Origin of the sequence: Sphingopyxis sp. (assembly GCF_036402335.1) — a bacterium.
In the GTDB taxonomy this organism is placed as follows: domain Bacteria; phylum Pseudomonadota; class Alphaproteobacteria; order Sphingomonadales; family Sphingomonadaceae; genus Sphingopyxis.
In genome coordinates, this window is the sequence record NZ_DASWTD010000527.1 from 1 (window position 1) to 15822 (window position 15822).

Consider the following 15822-nt stretch of genomic DNA (forward strand, 5'->3'; position numbering starts at 1 on the left):
CCAAGCTTGGCGACGACATCTTCGGGTCGAGCGCGACCGACAATTTCCGCGAAATGGCCGACGCGCGCACCGCCGACAGCCTCGCCGCGATGCGCCAGTTCGGGATCGCCGACATGGTCGAGCGGCAGTTCCGCGGCCAGCTTGGCGGCGCGGCTGGAGGCGTGCAATGAGCGATCTGCTCGGCATCGGCTATAGCGGGCTGAAAGCCTATTCGCGCGCGCTCTCGACCGTGGGCGACAATATCGCCAACGCCCAGACGCCCGGATATGCGCGTCGCCGGCTCGACATGATGGAAGCCGTCGGCGGCGGAAATTCGATTTTCTACCGCGGCAACACCAATCCCGGCGGCGTCGACATCCGCGGTGTGAACCGTTCGGTCGACGCGTGGCTGATCGAGGATTCGCGAATCTCGGGCGGCGATGCCGAACGTTCGGCGACGCGGCTCGGCTGGCTCGACAAGGTCGAAGGCGCGCTGAGCGACGAGACGAACGGCATCAAGACGGGCCTCACCAAGCTTTATACCACCGCCGACCAGCTGACTTCCGATCCCTCGAATCGCACGCTGCGCGCACAGTTCCTGCAATCGGTCGACGATATCGCGTCGGGCTTTCGCACCGCCGCCGGTCAGCTCGACAAGATGGGCGAGGGGATCGAAGGTGCGGCGACGAGCGCGGTCGACCAGCTCAACGCCAATCTGAACGCGCTCGAACAGGTCAATGTCGGGCTGCGCAAGGCGCGGCCGGGCTCGACCAACGAGGCGAGCCTGCTCGACGAACGCGACCGGCTGCTCGACCAGATTTCATCGCAAGCGGGCGTCAAGGCGACCTTCGACGACCGCGGCGCGGCGACGGTGCGCGCGGCCGGTTCGGGCGACCTGCTCGTCGGCGGCGGCGTCGTGAACCCGGTTTCGGTGACCGCCGCGGCCGACGGACGCCTGTCGTACAGCGTCGGCGGTGCGCCGCTCGCCATCACGACGGGTTCGCTCGCGGGATTGTCGGAGGCGGCGGGTCATGTCGCCGACCAGCGCGCATCGCTCGACACGATGGCGACGCAGTTCGCCGGCCAGCTCAACGCTGCACATCAGGCGGGCACCGATGCCGATGGCAATCCGGGCCAGCCGCTGTTCACCGGTACGAGCGCGGCGACGCTGGCCGCGGCGCCTCTCGCGCCCGACCAGGTTGCAGTGGCGAACGCGTCGGGCAGCAACGGCAATATGCTCGCGCTCGGCGCGATGCGCGGGGCGAATGATCCCGAAGCGCGCTGGTCGGGCCATCTGGCGACGCAGGCGCAGACGGTTGCGTCGGCGCGGGCGCAGGACGCCGCCGCTTCGACGCGCGCCGATGCCTCGGCCGCGGCGCGTGACGGAGTGAGTCAGGTCGATCTCGATACCGAGGCAGCCGAACTGCTGCGTTTCCAGCAGGCCTATTCGGCCGCGGCGCGGACGATCCAGGTCGCACGCGAAACCATGCAGACGCTCCTGAGCTCGCTGTAAGGAAGGCGAAGACGATGATTAATGCCGTGGGCAATCGCATGACGCGCGAAATTGCGCGCCAACAGAAACTCGCCGATGCGCTCGAGCGGACGCAGATCCAGATATCGGGCGGAAAAAGGCTGCTGCGCATGTCCGACGATCCCGTCGCGGCGCGGCGCATCGCGACGATCGGCACGACCCAATCGAGCATGGCCGCCTGGTCGTCGAACATCAATTCGGCGTCGGCGCTAGTGTCGCAGGCCGATGGCGTGATGAAGTCGGTGACCAATTTGATGACGCGCGCGCGCGAACTGACGCTCGCTGCGGCGAGCGACACGACCAATCCCGCCGACCGTGCCACCATCGCTGCCGAACTCGGCACGATCGCCGACGAGATCGATGCGCTGGCCGCGACCCGCGATTCGAACGGCGAACCGGTCTTTGCGACCGGCACCGCGCGCGTGATGCGTTTCGATTCCGACGTGACGTTCGCGCCGGTCCCGACAGCAGCCGATGTGTTCGTCGTCGGCGGTAACAGCCTGTCGACGAGCATCCGCGACGCCGCTGCCGGGGTGGCGGCAGGCGACAAGGCCGCGATGAGCGGCTCGGTCACGACGCTCGCTACAGCGATTGGCCATGTCGCCGACCAGCATGCCGCGATCGGTCTGTCGGGCGGGCGGCTCGAGCGGATCGGCGACGGCCTCGCGGCGCGCGGCATCACGCTCAAGGACGAACGCTCAAGCGTCGAGGACACCAATCTCGATGTCGCGATCGCCGAACTCAACGCGCTCGACCTGACGCTGGGCGCCGCCCAGGCGGCTTTCGCGAAGATCAACCGGCAGACCTTGTTCGATATTTTGAACTGATCGCGCTCAATATTCCGGCGCCGCTGCCGTTAATCATCAAGACGTCTTTTAAGTGAGGGGTTCCCACACCCCGATGGAGTTGCTCGCACATGTTTCCCGTTGTCGGCATTGTCGTTCTGATCCTGCTGGTCTTCGGGGGCTTCGCGCTGACCGGCGGCAATCTCGAACCCGTATTGCACGCCCTGCCGCACGAGATGCTGATCATCGGCGGCGCCGCGATCGGATCGCTGATCATCGGCAATTCGGGCGCCGACCTGAAGGCGCTCGGCGGCGGGCTCGGCAAGGTGTTCAAGGGACCGCAGTACAAGAAGCAGGACTATCTCGACTGCATCCTGCTCGTCTCGACGCTGATGAAGATGATGCGCACCGAGGGGCCGGTCGCGGTCGAACCGCATATCGAAGACCCGGCGAATTCGCCGATCTTCCAGCAATATCCCAAGCTGCTCAAGGACCAGACATTGGTCCACCTGATCTGCGATACGCTGCGCCTCGTCGTCGTGTCGTCGGGCACGCTCGATCCGCACGCGGTCGAGGACGTGATGGACAACGCGCTGAAGAACCACCACCACCACGCCATCAAGCCCGCCGACGGGCTCCAGAGCCTGGCCGACGCGCTGCCCGCGCTTGGTATCGTCGCCGCGGTGCTCGGCGTCGTGAAGACGATGGGCTCGATCGACAAGCCGCCCGAAATCCTCGGCGCGATGATCGGTTCGGCGCTGGTCGGAACCTTCCTCGGCGTGCTCCTCGCCTACGGGCTGGTCGGCCCGTTCGCGACGCGCGCGCGCACGGTGATCGAAAGCGACGGCGCCATCTATCAGACGGTGAAGCAGTTGATCGTTGCGTCCTTGCACGGTCATCCGCAACCGCTGGTGATCGAGGCCGCGCGCTCGGGGGTCGAGCATTCGAACCAGCCGAGCTTTGCCGAAGTCTTTGACGGGATGCGGGGCCGCTGATGGCTGCGCGCCCCAACATGCCGCGCCCGATCATCGTCAAGAAGATCATCGAGGCGCCGCACGCTGCGCATCATGGCGGCGCGTGGAAGGTCGCCTATGCCGACTTCGTGACCGCGATGATGGCCTTCTTCCTGCTGATGTGGCTGCTCGGCGCGACGACCGAGAAGCAGCGCAAGGCGCTCGCCGATTATTTCGCGCCGACGATCGTCCAGACGAAAACCGACACGGCCGGTTCGACCGGGCTGTTCGGGGGCGATTCGCTGGTGGCGGCGGATCGCTATCCGCACGGCGCGGCGCAGACCGGTACCCGCGCGATGACCATCCCGCGCGATGCGGTCGGCGGGCCGAGGGAGGCGTCGGGACGCGAGCGCGATGCCGAATCAAAGAAATTCAGCCTGCTGGCCCAGTCGCTCAAGGAGCGGATCCAGAGCAAGGGCGAGCTCAAACGCCTCGCGCGGAATCTGCGTTTCACCGAAACCGCCGAGGGATTGCGCATCGATATCGTCGACGATGCCGATTTTTCGATGTTCGTCCTTGGCACCAGCCAGCTCACCCCGGCGGGGGCGCGGCTGTTCGGCGAAGTCGCGAAACCGATCGCCGAGGTGAGCAACCAGGTGATGATCCGCGGCCATACCGATGCCGCGCCCTGGTCGGCCAGGTCGGGCACGAACAATTGGCGGCTGTCGGTCGACCGGGCGGAAGTGACACGCCACTATCTGGAGTATCGCGGCATCGCCTCGAACCGCTTTGCGCGCATCGAAGGCGTCGCCGATCGCGAGCCCTATGTGCCCTCCGACCGATTCGATCCGCGCAACCGCCGCATCTCGATCACGCTCGGCTGGCGAAACGCTCCCGACAATTAGTGCCAGTTTGGCAGCATATCGGATCGTCCCTAACGCAATTGCGCCAACATTACTTCCATTATGGCAATAACCCTTTGTTTTGAAGGGGTTATGACCTGATGGATAATCTTTTGTTTACCAGTTTCGTCAATCTCCGGGTTCATCGAAGAGGCGCCGTTTTGGGGGGCGCGGTGGAGACCGAAATGACCGTGGGGCAGAACAACAACGCAGCGCTCGAAACGCTGATCATCGGCAGCAGCGCTGCCGCCGTGCGGCTGCGCGAAATGATCCGCCGCGTGGCGCGGTCGAACGCCTCGGTCATGCTCTGCGGCCCGTCGGGCTCGGGCAAGGAACTGGTGGCACGCGCCATCCATGATGAAGGCGTCCGCGCCGGCCAGCCCTTTGCCGCGATCAACTGCGGCGCGATCCCCGGCGAACTTATCGAATCCGAACTTTTCGGGCATGAAAAGGGCAGCTTTACCGGCGCGCACGCCCGGCGGATCGGCCACTTCGAAGCCACCGAGGGCGGCACGATCTTTCTCGACGAAATCGGCGACATGCGTTTCGACATGCAGGTCAAGCTGCTCCGCGTGCTCGAAGACCGGACGATCGTCCGTGTCGGCAGCAGCGACGTGCGCGATATCGATGTCCGCGTGATTTCGGCGACGCACCAGGATCTCGGCGCCGCGATCGCCGAAGGCAAATTCCGCGAAGACCTATTCTTCCGGCTCGGCGTGGTTGTGCTGCAGGTCCCCAGCCTCGCCAGCCGCGTCGAGGATATTCCTGCCCTCATCCGCCATTTCCAGCGCAAGATGCCCGCCGACGTCAAATGCCGTTTCGACGACGCGGCGATGGCGTTGCTGATGCAGCACGCCTGGCCGGGCAATGTGCGCGAACTCCGCAATTTTGTCGAACGCGCCAGCGTTCTCCATGGCGGCGAGACCCTCGGCCTCGACGATGTCGCCATGCTTTTGAACCCCACCGCAGCGCTTGCGCCGCGGCAGGCTGTCCCCAGCAGCCCTGCCGCGGTGCAGGCCAGCGCGGAAGATTTCGCAGCTTTGGCTGCGCCGCATGCCAAGACGCCGGCGCCCGGCCGTCCGATCGACCTCAAGCGCGAGATCGAGACGATCGAACTCGAACAGATCCATGTCGCGCTCGATCTTGCCGACGGCATCATTTCGGAAGCGGCACGCCTGCTGACGCTAAAGCGCACGACGCTGATCGAAAAGATGCGCAAATACGGGGTTCACCAGCAGGCCGCCTGACGGCCGCACATATGAGTTTTCAGCGAGAGCTGGAAAAGGGGGCTCTGGTCCGCCCCCGCATCGCCCGGCCGCCCGTCCCCACCTAGGGCGGCCGGGTACCCATTTCGATGATGCGATGGTCGAACGGCCTTCAGGCAAAGGCCCCGACGCTCTCGATGAACTTGATCACCGAAATCGGTTTCGAGACATAGGCTTCGGCCCCCGCGGCGCGAATCTGTTCCTCGTCGCCTTTGCCGGCATAGGCGGTGACCGCCATGATCGGTACCGCGCGCAATGTCAGGTCGGCCTTCATCTGGCCGATCAGTTCAAGCCCGCTGACATGCGGCAGCTGGATATCCATGATGATCAGGTCGGGCGAGACTTCGCGCGCCTTGACGAGCGCGTCGCGCCCGTCGCGCACCGGGTGCGCGTTATAGCCATGGGCGTTGAGCAGGTCGCAGAAGAGGCGCAGGTTGAGCTCATTATCCTCGACGACCAGGATGGTCTTGCCCATGTTACTTATGTTCCCCACCTTGCGTGCGCGGCCCGTTTAGGCGAATCGGCCGCACGACACAATTGCATCGCGACGAAGGGACACGCGACTTGAATGATGGCGATGCCGCGCTGGCGCTTCAGGCGCTCGGCTGGATTTTAAGCGACGAACCGCGTGCCGAACGGCTGCTGGGCCTGACCGGGCTCGCGCCGGGCGAACTGCGCGCCTCGCTGGATGAGCAGGCGACGCTCGCGGCGATCCTGTCGTTCCTCACCGCCCACGAAAACGACCTTGTCGCCTGCGCCGATGCGTTGCAGGTGCCGCCTGCCAGCATCGCCGCCGCCGCACAGAGACTTGAAGGAACCCCTGCATGAACCGCCCGCTCGTCATCACCGATTGCGACGAGGTGCTGATGCACATGGTCGTGCCCTTCGCCGAATGGGTCGACGCCGAACATGGCGTGATCTTTCGCATCGAGGATGCGAGCTTCGCCAATGCGCTAAAGCGCAAGGAATGCGGCACGCCGCTCGAGGCAGCCGAAGTGTGGCCTTTGCTCGATGGATTTTTCCGCAAGGAAATGACCCGGCAATATCCGATAGCGGGCGCGCTCGCAGCGATGGCGGCGATCGGTGCCGAGGCCGATATCGTCGTGCTCACCAACGTCGGCCCCGAACATCAGCAGGCGCGGATCGAACAGCTTGCGCTCCACGACTTCCACGCGCCCGTGATCGGCAGCCGCGGCGGCAAGGGCGAGCCGGTGCGCCGCCTGATCGAGCAATATCAACCCTCGGTCGCGGTGTTCATCGACGACCTTGCGGGCCATCATCAGTCTGTCGCGCACGAAGCGCCCGACGTGTGGCGTCTCCACCTCGTCGGCGAGCCGGCGATCGCCGGCAAGATCGCGCCCTCGCCCTGGGCCCATGCACGAATCGACGATTGGAAAGACGCGCGGAGCTGGATATTGGCGCGCCTCGCCGAAAACATCCCCGCTCCGGCCCCTCAACCAGTTTAAGCTTGCCGGTTTAAGAAGGAACGACCCATGGATATCGCCGTCAAACTCGCCGAACTCGGCCTCGAACTCCCCAAGCCCGCCGCGCCGGTCGCCGCCTATGTGCCCGCGGTCGAGCATGGCGGGGTGCTTTATGTCAGCGGCCAGCTGCCGTTCCGCGATGGCCAGGTGGTGACCGGCCGGCTTGGCGAGGATGTCGATGTCGCGGGCGGGCAAGACGCCGCGCGGCGGGTCGCGCTGATGCTCGTCGCACAGATCGGGCAGGCGCTCGGCGGCGACTGGTCGCGCGTTGAACGCATCGTCAAGCTCGGCGTGTTCGTGAATAGCACCCCCGGCTTCACCGATCAGGCAAAGGTCGCCAATGGCGCGTCGGACCTGTTCGAAGCGCTGTTCGGCGAAGCGGGCCGCCATGCGCGCGCCGCGGTCGGCGTCGCGGTGCTGCCGCTCGGCGCCGCGGTCGAGGCCGACGCGATCGTCGCGGTGCGCCCGGCATAGATCATGGCCGAGGCCGACCCACCGGCGCGGACGATCTCGCTCGGAACCGGTGTCGCCGCGATCGATGCGGCGGCATGGGACGCGCTTCACGATGGCGGCAATCCGTTCGTCGGTCACGCCTTCCTGTCGCTGCTCGAAGCGTCGGGCAGCGTCGGGCCAGGGACCGGCTGGCAGGCGGCGCCGCTGCTGGTCGAGGATGCGGCGGGTGCATTGGTGGCGGCCGCGCCGGCCTATCTGAAATCGCACAGCCAGGGCGAATATGTGTTCGACCATGTATGGGCCGATGCCTGGGCGCGCGCGGGCGGCGACTATTATCCAAAGCTGCAGATCGCGGCGCCGTTTACGCCGGTGCCGGGTCCGCGCCTGCTCTCGCGGGATCACTCCGACGCGTTGCTGCTCCTCCGCGCTGCCGAGGCGGTGGTGCGGCAGAATCAATTGTCATCGGCGCACGCGACCTTTGTCGCGCCCGAACAGATGCCGCTGTTCGAAGAGGCCGGCTGGCTCGTCCGCCGCGATATCCAATTCCATTTCGCCAACACAGGCTACGCCGGTTTCGACGATTTCCTCGCGACGCTGAACGCGCAAAAACGCAAGCAGCTTCGCAAGGAACGGCTGCGCGCAGCCGAGGGTCTGCGGATCGAAGAACTGACCGGCGACGCGATCCGGCCCGAGCATTGGGACGCGATGTGGCTTTTCTATCAGGACACCGGCGCGCGCAAATGGGGGCATCCCTATCTGACCCGCGAAGCATTCGACCTGATGGGTGAGGGCATGGCAGAGCAGATCATCCTGCTGATCGCCTATGACCGTGACGAGTGGCCGGTCGCAGGCGCGCTGCACTTCCTCGGCGCCGATACGCTCTACGGCCGTTACTGGGGGTGCCTCGCCGAAATCCCCTATCTGCATTTCGAGCTATGCTATTATCGCGCGATCGATATCGCGATCGAGCGCGGACTCGCGCGGGTCGAGGCGGGCGCGCAGGGCGGGCACAAGCTGGCGCGCGGCTATGGCCCCGTCGCCACCTGGTCGGCGCATTTCATCGCCGATCCGGGATTTCGCCGCGCCATCGCCGATTATCTTGAACAGGAACGGCAGGCGGAAACGGCCGAGATGGAATGGCTGGAGGGGCATACACCCTTCAAGCGCAAGGGCTAGGCGTTATCCCTTTTCGTCACCCCGGGCTTGATCCGGGGTCCAAGCTTTGCCGCTCGGATGGATTCCGGATCACGTCCGGAATGACGAGGAGAAGGAACCGGAAGAATCAGGCCGCGAAGCGCCGGGCGGCCGGACGGCGCGCCGTCTCGTCGAGCCAGGCGCGCGCCTGGCGCTGCGCTTCGGCGATTTCGTCACGGCTCATTTCGTCCGACACGTCGGCGCGGCACTGCTGGCTTTCGATATTACCGCCGAGCGCAGCGAGGTTGAACCATTTATGCGCCTGGATCAGGTCGACATCGACCCCCCCCGTTCCGGTCGAAAACGCGATACCGAGATCGAAATAGGCATTGGCGTCGCCGCGTGCGGCGTCGAGCAGACGGCTCTCGATCAGATATTGGGCAGACTTCAGACTGTTCGCCATGATAACCCCCTTTGCCTCCACCCCACATGGAGACCTCGGGCCCCAAACTTGCGGCTTATGGTCAACAAAGCGTTAACGATGATCCGACTTTTTTGTGGATATCGTCCAAATACCGCAGAAAACGGCGATTCTAGAGATTAATCAACCGACCGAAAGATTGTCGATCAGCCGCGTTTTTCCGATCCGCGCCGCCGCGAGAAGGCGGGCGGGCTTCCGAAAGGCGCGCAATCTTTCAAGGCTGTCGGCATCGGCAAGCGCGACATAGTCGACGCTGTCGAAGCCGCCCGTGACGATCGCGGCCTCGGCCTTGGCGAGCGTTTCGTCGACGTCGGCACCGCCCGCGATCGCTTTGGCCGCGGCACGAAGCGCGTCGGGAAAGGCGGTTGCCGCTGCGCGCTGTTCCTTCGACAGATAGGCGTTGCGCGACGACAGCGCGAGGCCGTCGGTGTCGCGCGCGATCGGTGCGCCCAGAATATCGATCCCGAAATCGAGGTCGCGCGCCATACGGCGGATGATCGCGAGCTGCTGCCAGTCCTTTTCGCCGAAGATGGCGACGTCGGGCCGCACCTGGTTGAACAATTTGGCGACGACGGTCGCGACGCCGTCGAAATGGCCGGGGCGCGCGGCGCCGCAATAATCGGCGCCGAGTTCGGCGACCTCGATATGCGTGCTGTGGCCGGGCGGGTAGACGGTGGCGACGTCGGGCGCCCAGAGCACGCTCGTCCCTTCCTGCGCCAGCAGCGCGGCATCGCGCGCCTCGTCGCGCGGATAGGCGGCGAAATCCTCGTTGGGGCCGAACTGGGTCGGATTGACGAAGATTGACACGACCACCTGGTCGGCGACGCGCTTCGCCATGCGGACGAGCGAGAGATGGCCGTCGTGCAGCGCGCCCATCGTCGGCACCAAAGCCACGCTCTTCCTGCCCTGCTTCAGTGCCGTAACGGCACGGTGCAGCATCGCGATGTCACGGATGATTTGCACGCCCGGTCGCCCTCCGATATTGGCGCGACTATATCACTTCGCGCGCCGGCCGCCCATGCCGCGCAAACAGGAAAATCGCAACGCTCATGACGACCCCCGCACCGCACCGCATCATCTTTGCCAACGAAAAGGGCGGGACCGGCAAATCGACCTGTGCCGTGCATTTCGCGGTCGCGCTGGCGACGCAGGGCTGGCGCGTCGCGGGTATCGATCTCGACCCGCGCCAGCGTACCTTCCACCGCTATCTCGAAAATCGCGAACAGACCGCAAAGCGTCGCGAGGTCGCGCTGCCGACCCCACGCTTCGAGGTGTTCACGGGCTCGACGATTGAGGAACTCGACGAACAGGTCGCGCGGCTGAGCGAGGATGCCGATTATATCATCGCCGACACGCCGGGCCGCGACGATATGTTCGCGCGCCACCTCGCGACGAGCGCCGACACGCTGGTGACGCCGATCAACGACAGCTTCATCGACTTCGACCTGATCGGGCAGGTCGACCCCGAAACCTTTCAGGTCACCAGGCCGAGCTTCTATTCCGAATTGATCTGGGACACGCGCAAGACGCGCGCGAAGACCGACGGGCGGACGATCGACTGGATCATCCTGCGCAACCGCCTCCAGCATGTCGATGCGCACAATATGCGCCGCGTCGGCGAAGCGCTGACCCAGCTCTCGCGCCGCGTCGGTTTCCGCGTCATCCCGGGGCTTGGCGAACGCGTCATCTATCGCGAGCTTTTCCCGGCCGGGCTCACTTTGCTCGACAAGGCGCACCTTGGCGGCATGGGCATCGGCCATGTCGTCGCGCGGCAGGAACTTCGCGAAGCGATGGGTGGGTTGAACCTTCCCGCGCGCGAGCGGTTCCATCCCGACGGCGACCTGTTCGCCGCCGCCTGATTTCCTTCTCTCCCCCAGAGGATCAACGATGACGCATGATTTCCATCCGACGATGCTCCGCGAATATGACATCCGCGGCGTCGTCGGCGACACGCTGTCCGATGCCGATGCCTATGCGATCGGCCGCAGCTTCGCGACGCTGGTCGCGCGGGCGGGCGGGAAACGCGTCGCGGTCGGCTATGACGGGCGGCTGTCGTCGCCGATGCTCGCCGATGCGCTGATCGAGGGAATCAATGCCGCGGGGGTCGATGCGCTGAACGTCGGGCTGGGGCCGACGCCGATGCTCTATTATGCCGCGTCAACCGAGGATGTGGATGGCGGCATACAGATAACCGGCAGCCACAATCCCCCCGACTATAATGGTTTCAAATTTGTGATGCAGGGGCGTCCCTTCTACGGCGCCGATATCCTGGGCATCGGCAAAATGGCCGCCGCGGGCGACTGGGACAGCGGAGAAGGCACGTCTGAGAGCATCGACATCGTCGACGCCTATGTCGACCGGCTGGTCGAGGGCTTCGCCGGTGGCGCCTTCCGCATCGGCTGGGACGCCGGCAACGGCGCCGCCGGCACCGTTATCGAGAAACTGACGGCGCGTCTGCCCGGTGAGCACCACCTGCTGTTTACCGACATCGACGGCCATTTCCCGAACCACCATCCCGATCCTACCGAAGAGAAGAATCTGGCGGACCTGCGCAAGCTCGTCGCCGAGAAGAGCCTCGATTTCGGCGTCGCTTTCGATGGAGACGGCGATCGTATCGGCGCGATCGACGGCGAGGGGCGGGTGATCTGGGGCGACCAGCTGCTGCAAATCTATGCCGCTGCGGTGCTGAAGGACCTTCCCGGCGCGACCGTCATCGCCGATGTGAAGGCGAGCCAGGCGCTGTTCGACCGTGTCGCCGAACTTGGCGGCAAGCCGCTGATGTGGAAGACCGGCCACAGCCTGATCAAGGCGAAGATGAAGGAAACCGCCAGTCCGCTCGCCGGCGAGATGAGCGGGCATATCTTCTTCGCCGACCGTTATTACGGCTATGACGACGCGCCCTATGCCGCGGTGCGGCTGATCGAGGCAGCGACGAAACTCGGCCGGAGCGTGACCGAGCTGCGTGGCGGCATGGCGCCGATGGTCAACACCCCCGAGATGCGGTTCCAAGTGGACGAGAGCCGGAAATTTGCCATTGTGGACGAAGTCCTCGACCGGCTTGCCGAATCGGGGGCGCAAGTCGACCGTACTGACGGTGCACGCGTGCTGACCGACGACGGCTGGTGGCTGCTCCGCGCCTCGAACACGCAGGACGTGCTCGTCGCGCGCGCCGAGGCGAAGGACGAGGCCGCGCTGGCGCGGCTGCTTGCCGCAATCGACGAACAGCTTGCCCTCTCGGGGATCGTGCGCGGACCGCAGGCGGGGCATTGAGCGCCTGTTTCCGGCGCCTCGACGAATGCCCTGCAATAATCTTGCCAGATTGACGTTTGCGGCGCTCCTCGGGTAACGCCCGCACATGTCTCATCAGGAAGCGATGTGAAATGACCGACGACGAAGCGAGCCCGGCAGTGCTGACGGCAGACGGCGATCATGGTGTCGCCGAGCACCGCGCGCATGTCCGCGAGGATGCCGCCGCCGGCAATGGCCTTGCGGTCATTTCGATAGCGAAAAGCTATGATAAGCGCGTCGTCCTCTCCGACGTGTCGCTGTCGGTGGGCAAGGGCGAGGTCGTCGGCCTGCTCGGTCCGAACGGCGCCGGCAAGACGACCTGTTTCTATTCGATCATGGGGCTAGTGAAGCCTGATGCCGGGCGCATCATGCTCGACGGTGCCGACATCACCGCGCTGCCGATGTACCGCCGCGCGATCCTCGGCCTCGGTTATCTGCCGCAGGAAACCTCGATCTTTCGCGGCATGACGGTCGAACAGAATATCAGCGCGGTGCTCGAACTCAGCGAACCCGACAAGGTGTCGCGCGAGCGGCGGCTCGAAGAGCTGCTCGACGAATTCGGCCTCGCGCGGCTGCGCGATTCGGCGGCGATGGCGCTGTCGGGCGGCGAACGCCGCCGCGCCGAAATCGCGCGCGCGCTGGCGGCCAACCCCTCGATCATGCTCCTCGATGAACCCTTCGCGGGCATCGACCCCTTGTCGATCAGCGACATCCGCGACCTCGTCGCCGACCTCAAGACGCGCGGTATCGGGGTGCTGATCACCGACCATAATGTCCGCGAGACGCTCGATCTCGTCGACCGTGCCTGCATCATCTACGACGGCAAGGTGCTGCTTGCCGGTTCCCCCGAAGAGCTCGTCGCCGACCCCGAGGTGCGTCGCCTCTATCTCGGCGAGGGCTTCTCCTTGTGATCGACTAGTCACGGATGGCGTTGGGTCCGCGCCTCGATCTCCGCCAGTCGCAATCGCTGGTGATGACGCCGCAGCTGCAGCAAGCGATCAAGCTGCTGGCGCTGTCGAACCTCGAACTCGAAGCCTATCTGGCCGAGGCACTCGAGGGCAATCCGTTGCTCGATACCGCGTCGGCGGACAGCGACGGGAGCGGGGCCGACCCCGAATTCGCCCCCGGCAGCGATGGCCCGACGACCGAAGCCGCGTCCCTCGACGCAGATCAGGCGCTGTCAGCGGACGGCGGCGGCGCGAACGACCTCGATATCGACCTCGCCGCCGACAGCTTCCACCATGACAGCGCGAGCGACAATGTCGGGCTGTCGGGATCGGGCGAGGATATCGATTTCGACAGCTTTGCCGAACATGAGGGCACGCTTCACGACCATCTGATGGCGCAGGTCGGCGAGCGGTTCGGCGGGATCGAGGCGATCGTCGCGGGGCAGCTCGTCGCGCTGATCGACGAAACGGGCTATCTGCGCGCCGATCTTGCCGAACTCGCGGCGCAATTGGGTGTGCCGCTCACGCTGATTGAAGAGGTGCTCGCGGGCATCCAGTGCTTCGACCCGTCGGGCGTCGGCGGGCGCGATCTTGCGGAATGTATCGCGATTCAGGCGCGCGAGGCCGATCGCTACGATCCGGCAATGGCCACCATGATTGCGCATCTCGACCTCGTCGCCAAAGGCGCCTTCCCGCAGCTCAAGCGCATTTGCGGGGTCGACGATGAGGATCTCGCCGACATGATTCGCGAACTGCGCGGCTATGACCCCCGTCCCGGCCTCCGATTCGGCGGTGAAGGCGCGCCGGCGGTCGTACCCGACCTCTATATCCGCCAGACCGCGCAGGGATGGGCGGTCGAGGTCAACAGTGGGACGTTGCCGCGGCTGCTGGTCAATCGCCGTTATTACACCGAACTCGCAACCGGCGCGGCGGCGAAGAGCAAGGCATGGCTGTCCGAACAGCTTGCCGGGGCCAACTGGCTGGTGCGCGCGCTCGACCAGCGCCAGCGCACGATCGTCAAGGTCGCGAGCGCGATCGTGAAGCAGCAGGAAGGCTTTTTCCTCCACGGCGTCGCGCATATGCGTCCGTTGACCTTGCGCCAGGTCGCGGAGGAAATCGGCATGCATGAATCGACCGTAAGCCGCGTCACGAGCAACAAATATCTCTCTTGCCCGCGCGGCCTGTTCGAGCTCAAATATTTCTTCTCGAGCGGGATTTCGGCGACCGAAGGCGACGGAGCGGTGTCGGCTGAGGCGGTGAAGAGCCGGATCAAGGCGATGATCGAGGCCGAGGATTCGAAGGCGATCCTCTCCGACGAGACGATCGCGCAGAAACTCTCGGGCGAGGGCCACGACATCGCGCGGCGTACCGTGGTCAAATATCGCGAGGCGATGGGCTATGGCTCTTCGGTGCAGCGGCGGCGGCAGAAGGCGTTGGCGGGCTGAAACAGCCCTCCCGACTGTCGTCACCCCGGACTTGATCCGGGGTCGACGCGGTTGAGCCTTGCTATGGATCCCGGATCAAGCCCGGGGTGACGAAATTAGGGCGAGGGCGGTTGACTTTTCGGCCCCATCCCCATAGTTGCGCCGCTTCGCGTCAATACGCCAAGATTTACGGACAGAGATCATGAAGATTCGCAACAGCCTGAAGTCGCTGAAGGACCGCCACCGGGATAACCGCGTTATCCGCCGCCGTGGCCGCACCTATGTGATCAACAAGACCAACCGCCGCTTCAAGGCGCGCCAGGGCTGATGGCCTTGCGCGGGGCAGCGTTGCCCCGTTTGCTTTTGATGAACAGCGATACGCCGTCGGATGCTTCCGGCGGCGCTTTCGCGTGTCCGGGGCAGCCATGATTCGCCGCAGCGTGATTTTCGACGTCGGCCGCGTGCTGTTCGACTGGGACCTGCGCTATCTCTTCGCCAAGCTGATTGCCGACCGCGACGAACTCGAATGGTTCGTCACCAACGTCGTCACGCCGCAGTGGCATTTCCAGCACGACGCCGGCCGCCCGCTCGCCGAGATGGTCCCTGAGCTTAAAGCCGAATTTCCGGGCCATGCACCCCTGATCGAGGCCTATGCGGCGCGCTTCAACGAGACGATCCCCGGCCCGGTGCCGGGCAGCCTCGAACTCGTCGAACGCCTCGACGCCGCGGGCGTGCCGCTCTTCGCGATCACCAATTTCGGGCATGAATTCTGGGAAGGCTTTCGCCCGACCCAGCCGGTCTTCGACCGTTTCGGCGATATCATCGTCTCGGGCACCGAGAAACTGATGAAGCCCGACCCCGCGATCTACCGCCTCGCGATCGAGCGATTCGGCATCGATCCTGCGGGCGCGCTGTTCATCGACGATGTCGCCGCGAATGTTGCGGGCGCCGAATCGGTCGGGATTGCGGGGCATCGGTTCGTGGACGCGGCGACGCTGGAACGCGCTCTTCTTGCGAAAGGCTATTTGTCCTGAGCTCTGCCGAGCGCTTCCTTCGCGAGCGATAGCGCGGTTTCGAGCGCCTGGTCTGCGGGAACCGCGACGTCGGGACGGACCCCGACATCCTGCCAATTGGTTCTCGTGATCGGGTTGACCGAACGCTTCTCGGGCAAGCTCAGCGCAAAATGCGCATGCACA

At 65.1% G+C, this 15822-nt stretch carries 19 protein-coding genes; 16 read left to right on the plus strand and 3 right to left on the minus strand.

Annotated features, from left to right (window positions below; all coding sequences use genetic code 11):
* Window positions 1-17 precede the first annotated feature (17 nt).
* The 6 genes from VGD20_RS17145 (at window position 18) to VGD20_RS17170 (ending at window position 5397) form a co-directional block, all read left to right on the plus strand.
* Window positions 18-170: a rod-binding protein gene (locus VGD20_RS17145; protein WP_414714592.1), complete on the plus strand. Its 153-nt coding sequence runs from the start codon at window positions 18-20 to the stop codon at window positions 168-170.
* Entirely contained in the window at window positions 167-1492 is a 1326-nt protein-coding gene (flgK, locus tag VGD20_RS17150) for a flagellar hook-associated protein FlgK (protein WP_331135592.1), read from the plus strand. Before VGD20_RS17145 ends, flgK begins: the two co-directional genes overlap by 4 nt.
* 14 nt (window positions 1493-1506) lie before the next feature.
* A complete protein-coding gene (locus VGD20_RS17155; RefSeq protein WP_331135593.1) occupies window positions 1507-2337 on the plus strand; it encodes a flagellin-like protein in 831 nt (276 codons plus the stop codon).
* 89 nt (window positions 2338-2426) lie between these two features.
* Window positions 2427-3290 carry a flagellar motor stator protein MotA gene (gene motA / locus VGD20_RS17160; RefSeq protein ID WP_331135594.1) on the plus strand — a complete coding sequence of 288 codons (864 nt, stop codon included), beginning with the start codon at window positions 2427-2429 and terminating at the stop codon, window positions 3288-3290.
* Entirely contained in the window at window positions 3290-4153 is an 864-nt protein-coding gene (locus VGD20_RS17165; protein ID WP_331135595.1) for a flagellar motor protein MotB, read from the plus strand. Before motA ends, VGD20_RS17165 begins: the two co-directional genes overlap by 1 nt.
* A gap of 182 nt (window positions 4154-4335) precedes the next feature.
* Entirely contained in the window at window positions 4336-5397 is a 1062-nt protein-coding gene (locus tag VGD20_RS17170; RefSeq protein ID WP_331135596.1) for a sigma-54 dependent transcriptional regulator, read from the plus strand.
* Between the two features lie 130 nt (window positions 5398-5527).
* Here the strand turns inward: VGD20_RS17170 and VGD20_RS17175 are convergent, their stop codons facing one another.
* Entirely contained in the window at window positions 5528-5890 is a 363-nt protein-coding gene (locus VGD20_RS17175; RefSeq protein ID WP_331135597.1) for a response regulator, read from the minus strand.
* 89 nt (window positions 5891-5979) lie between these two features.
* On the opposite strand from VGD20_RS17175, the gene VGD20_RS17180 reads away from it, so the two are divergent.
* From VGD20_RS17180 to VGD20_RS17195, 4 genes are read left to right on the plus strand one after another with little or no spacing between them, the layout of a single operon-like run.
* A complete protein-coding gene (locus VGD20_RS17180) occupies window positions 5980-6243 on the plus strand; it encodes a DUF3572 family protein (protein WP_331135598.1) in 264 nt (87 codons plus the stop codon).
* Window positions 6240-6881 carry an HAD family hydrolase gene (locus tag VGD20_RS17185; RefSeq protein ID WP_331135599.1) on the plus strand — a complete coding sequence of 214 codons (642 nt, stop codon included), beginning with the start codon at window positions 6240-6242 and terminating at the stop codon, window positions 6879-6881. The genes VGD20_RS17180 and VGD20_RS17185 overlap by 4 nt, the downstream gene beginning before the upstream one ends.
* A 27-nt stretch (window positions 6882-6908) precedes the next feature.
* Window positions 6909-7373 carry a RidA family protein gene (locus tag VGD20_RS17190; protein ID WP_331135600.1) on the plus strand — a complete coding sequence of 155 codons (465 nt, stop codon included), beginning with the start codon at window positions 6909-6911 and terminating at the stop codon, window positions 7371-7373.
* Between the two features lie 3 nt (window positions 7374-7376).
* Window positions 7377-8528, plus strand: coding sequence for a GNAT family N-acetyltransferase (locus VGD20_RS17195; RefSeq protein ID WP_331135601.1), 1152 nt, complete (start codon window positions 7377-7379; stop codon window positions 8526-8528).
* Between the two features lie 106 nt (window positions 8529-8634).
* On the opposite strand, the gene VGD20_RS17200 is transcribed toward VGD20_RS17195, so the two are convergent.
* Entirely contained in the window at window positions 8635-8949 is a 315-nt protein-coding gene (locus VGD20_RS17200) for a hypothetical protein (RefSeq protein WP_331135602.1), read from the minus strand.
* Window positions 8950-9090: 141 nt separating this feature from the next.
* Window positions 9091-9930: a pantoate--beta-alanine ligase gene (panC, locus tag VGD20_RS17205; protein WP_331135603.1), complete on the minus strand. Its 840-nt coding sequence runs from the start codon at window positions 9928-9930 to the stop codon at window positions 9091-9093.
* Between the two features lie 86 nt (window positions 9931-10016).
* Here panC and VGD20_RS17210 point away from each other — a divergent pair, with 86 nt between their 5' ends.
* The 6 genes from VGD20_RS17210 to VGD20_RS17235 all read left to right on the plus strand — a co-directional run bounded on the left by VGD20_RS17210 (window position 10017) and on the right by VGD20_RS17235 (window position 15660).
* Entirely contained in the window at window positions 10017-10826 is an 810-nt protein-coding gene (locus VGD20_RS17210; protein ID WP_331135604.1) for a division plane positioning ATPase MipZ, read from the plus strand.
* Window positions 10827-10854: 28 nt separating this feature from the next.
* The gene (pgmG, locus tag VGD20_RS17215) at window positions 10855-12237 is read left to right on the plus strand and encodes a phosphoglucomutase/phosphomannomutase PgmG (RefSeq protein WP_331135605.1); all 1383 of its coding nucleotides are present in this window, start codon (window positions 10855-10857) and stop codon (window positions 12235-12237) included.
* 110 nt (window positions 12238-12347) lie between these two features.
* On the plus strand, window positions 12348-13166 hold the full coding sequence (gene lptB / locus VGD20_RS17220) for an LPS export ABC transporter ATP-binding protein (protein ID WP_331135606.1): 819 nt from the start codon (window positions 12348-12350) through the stop codon (window positions 13164-13166).
* Between the two features lie 14 nt (window positions 13167-13180).
* Complete coding sequence (gene rpoN / locus VGD20_RS17225) at window positions 13181-14647, plus strand: RNA polymerase factor sigma-54 (protein ID WP_331135607.1); 1467 nt, start codon at window positions 13181-13183, stop codon at window positions 14645-14647.
* 181 nt (window positions 14648-14828) lie between these two features.
* A complete protein-coding gene (gene ykgO, locus VGD20_RS17230) occupies window positions 14829-14954 on the plus strand; it encodes a type B 50S ribosomal protein L36 (protein ID WP_003046794.1) in 126 nt (41 codons plus the stop codon).
* A 97-nt stretch (window positions 14955-15051) separates the two neighbouring features.
* Window positions 15052-15660, plus strand: a complete 609-nt coding sequence (locus VGD20_RS17235) for an HAD family phosphatase (protein ID WP_331135608.1) — start codon at window positions 15052-15054, stop codon at window positions 15658-15660.
* Window positions 15661-15822 lie beyond the last annotated feature (162 nt).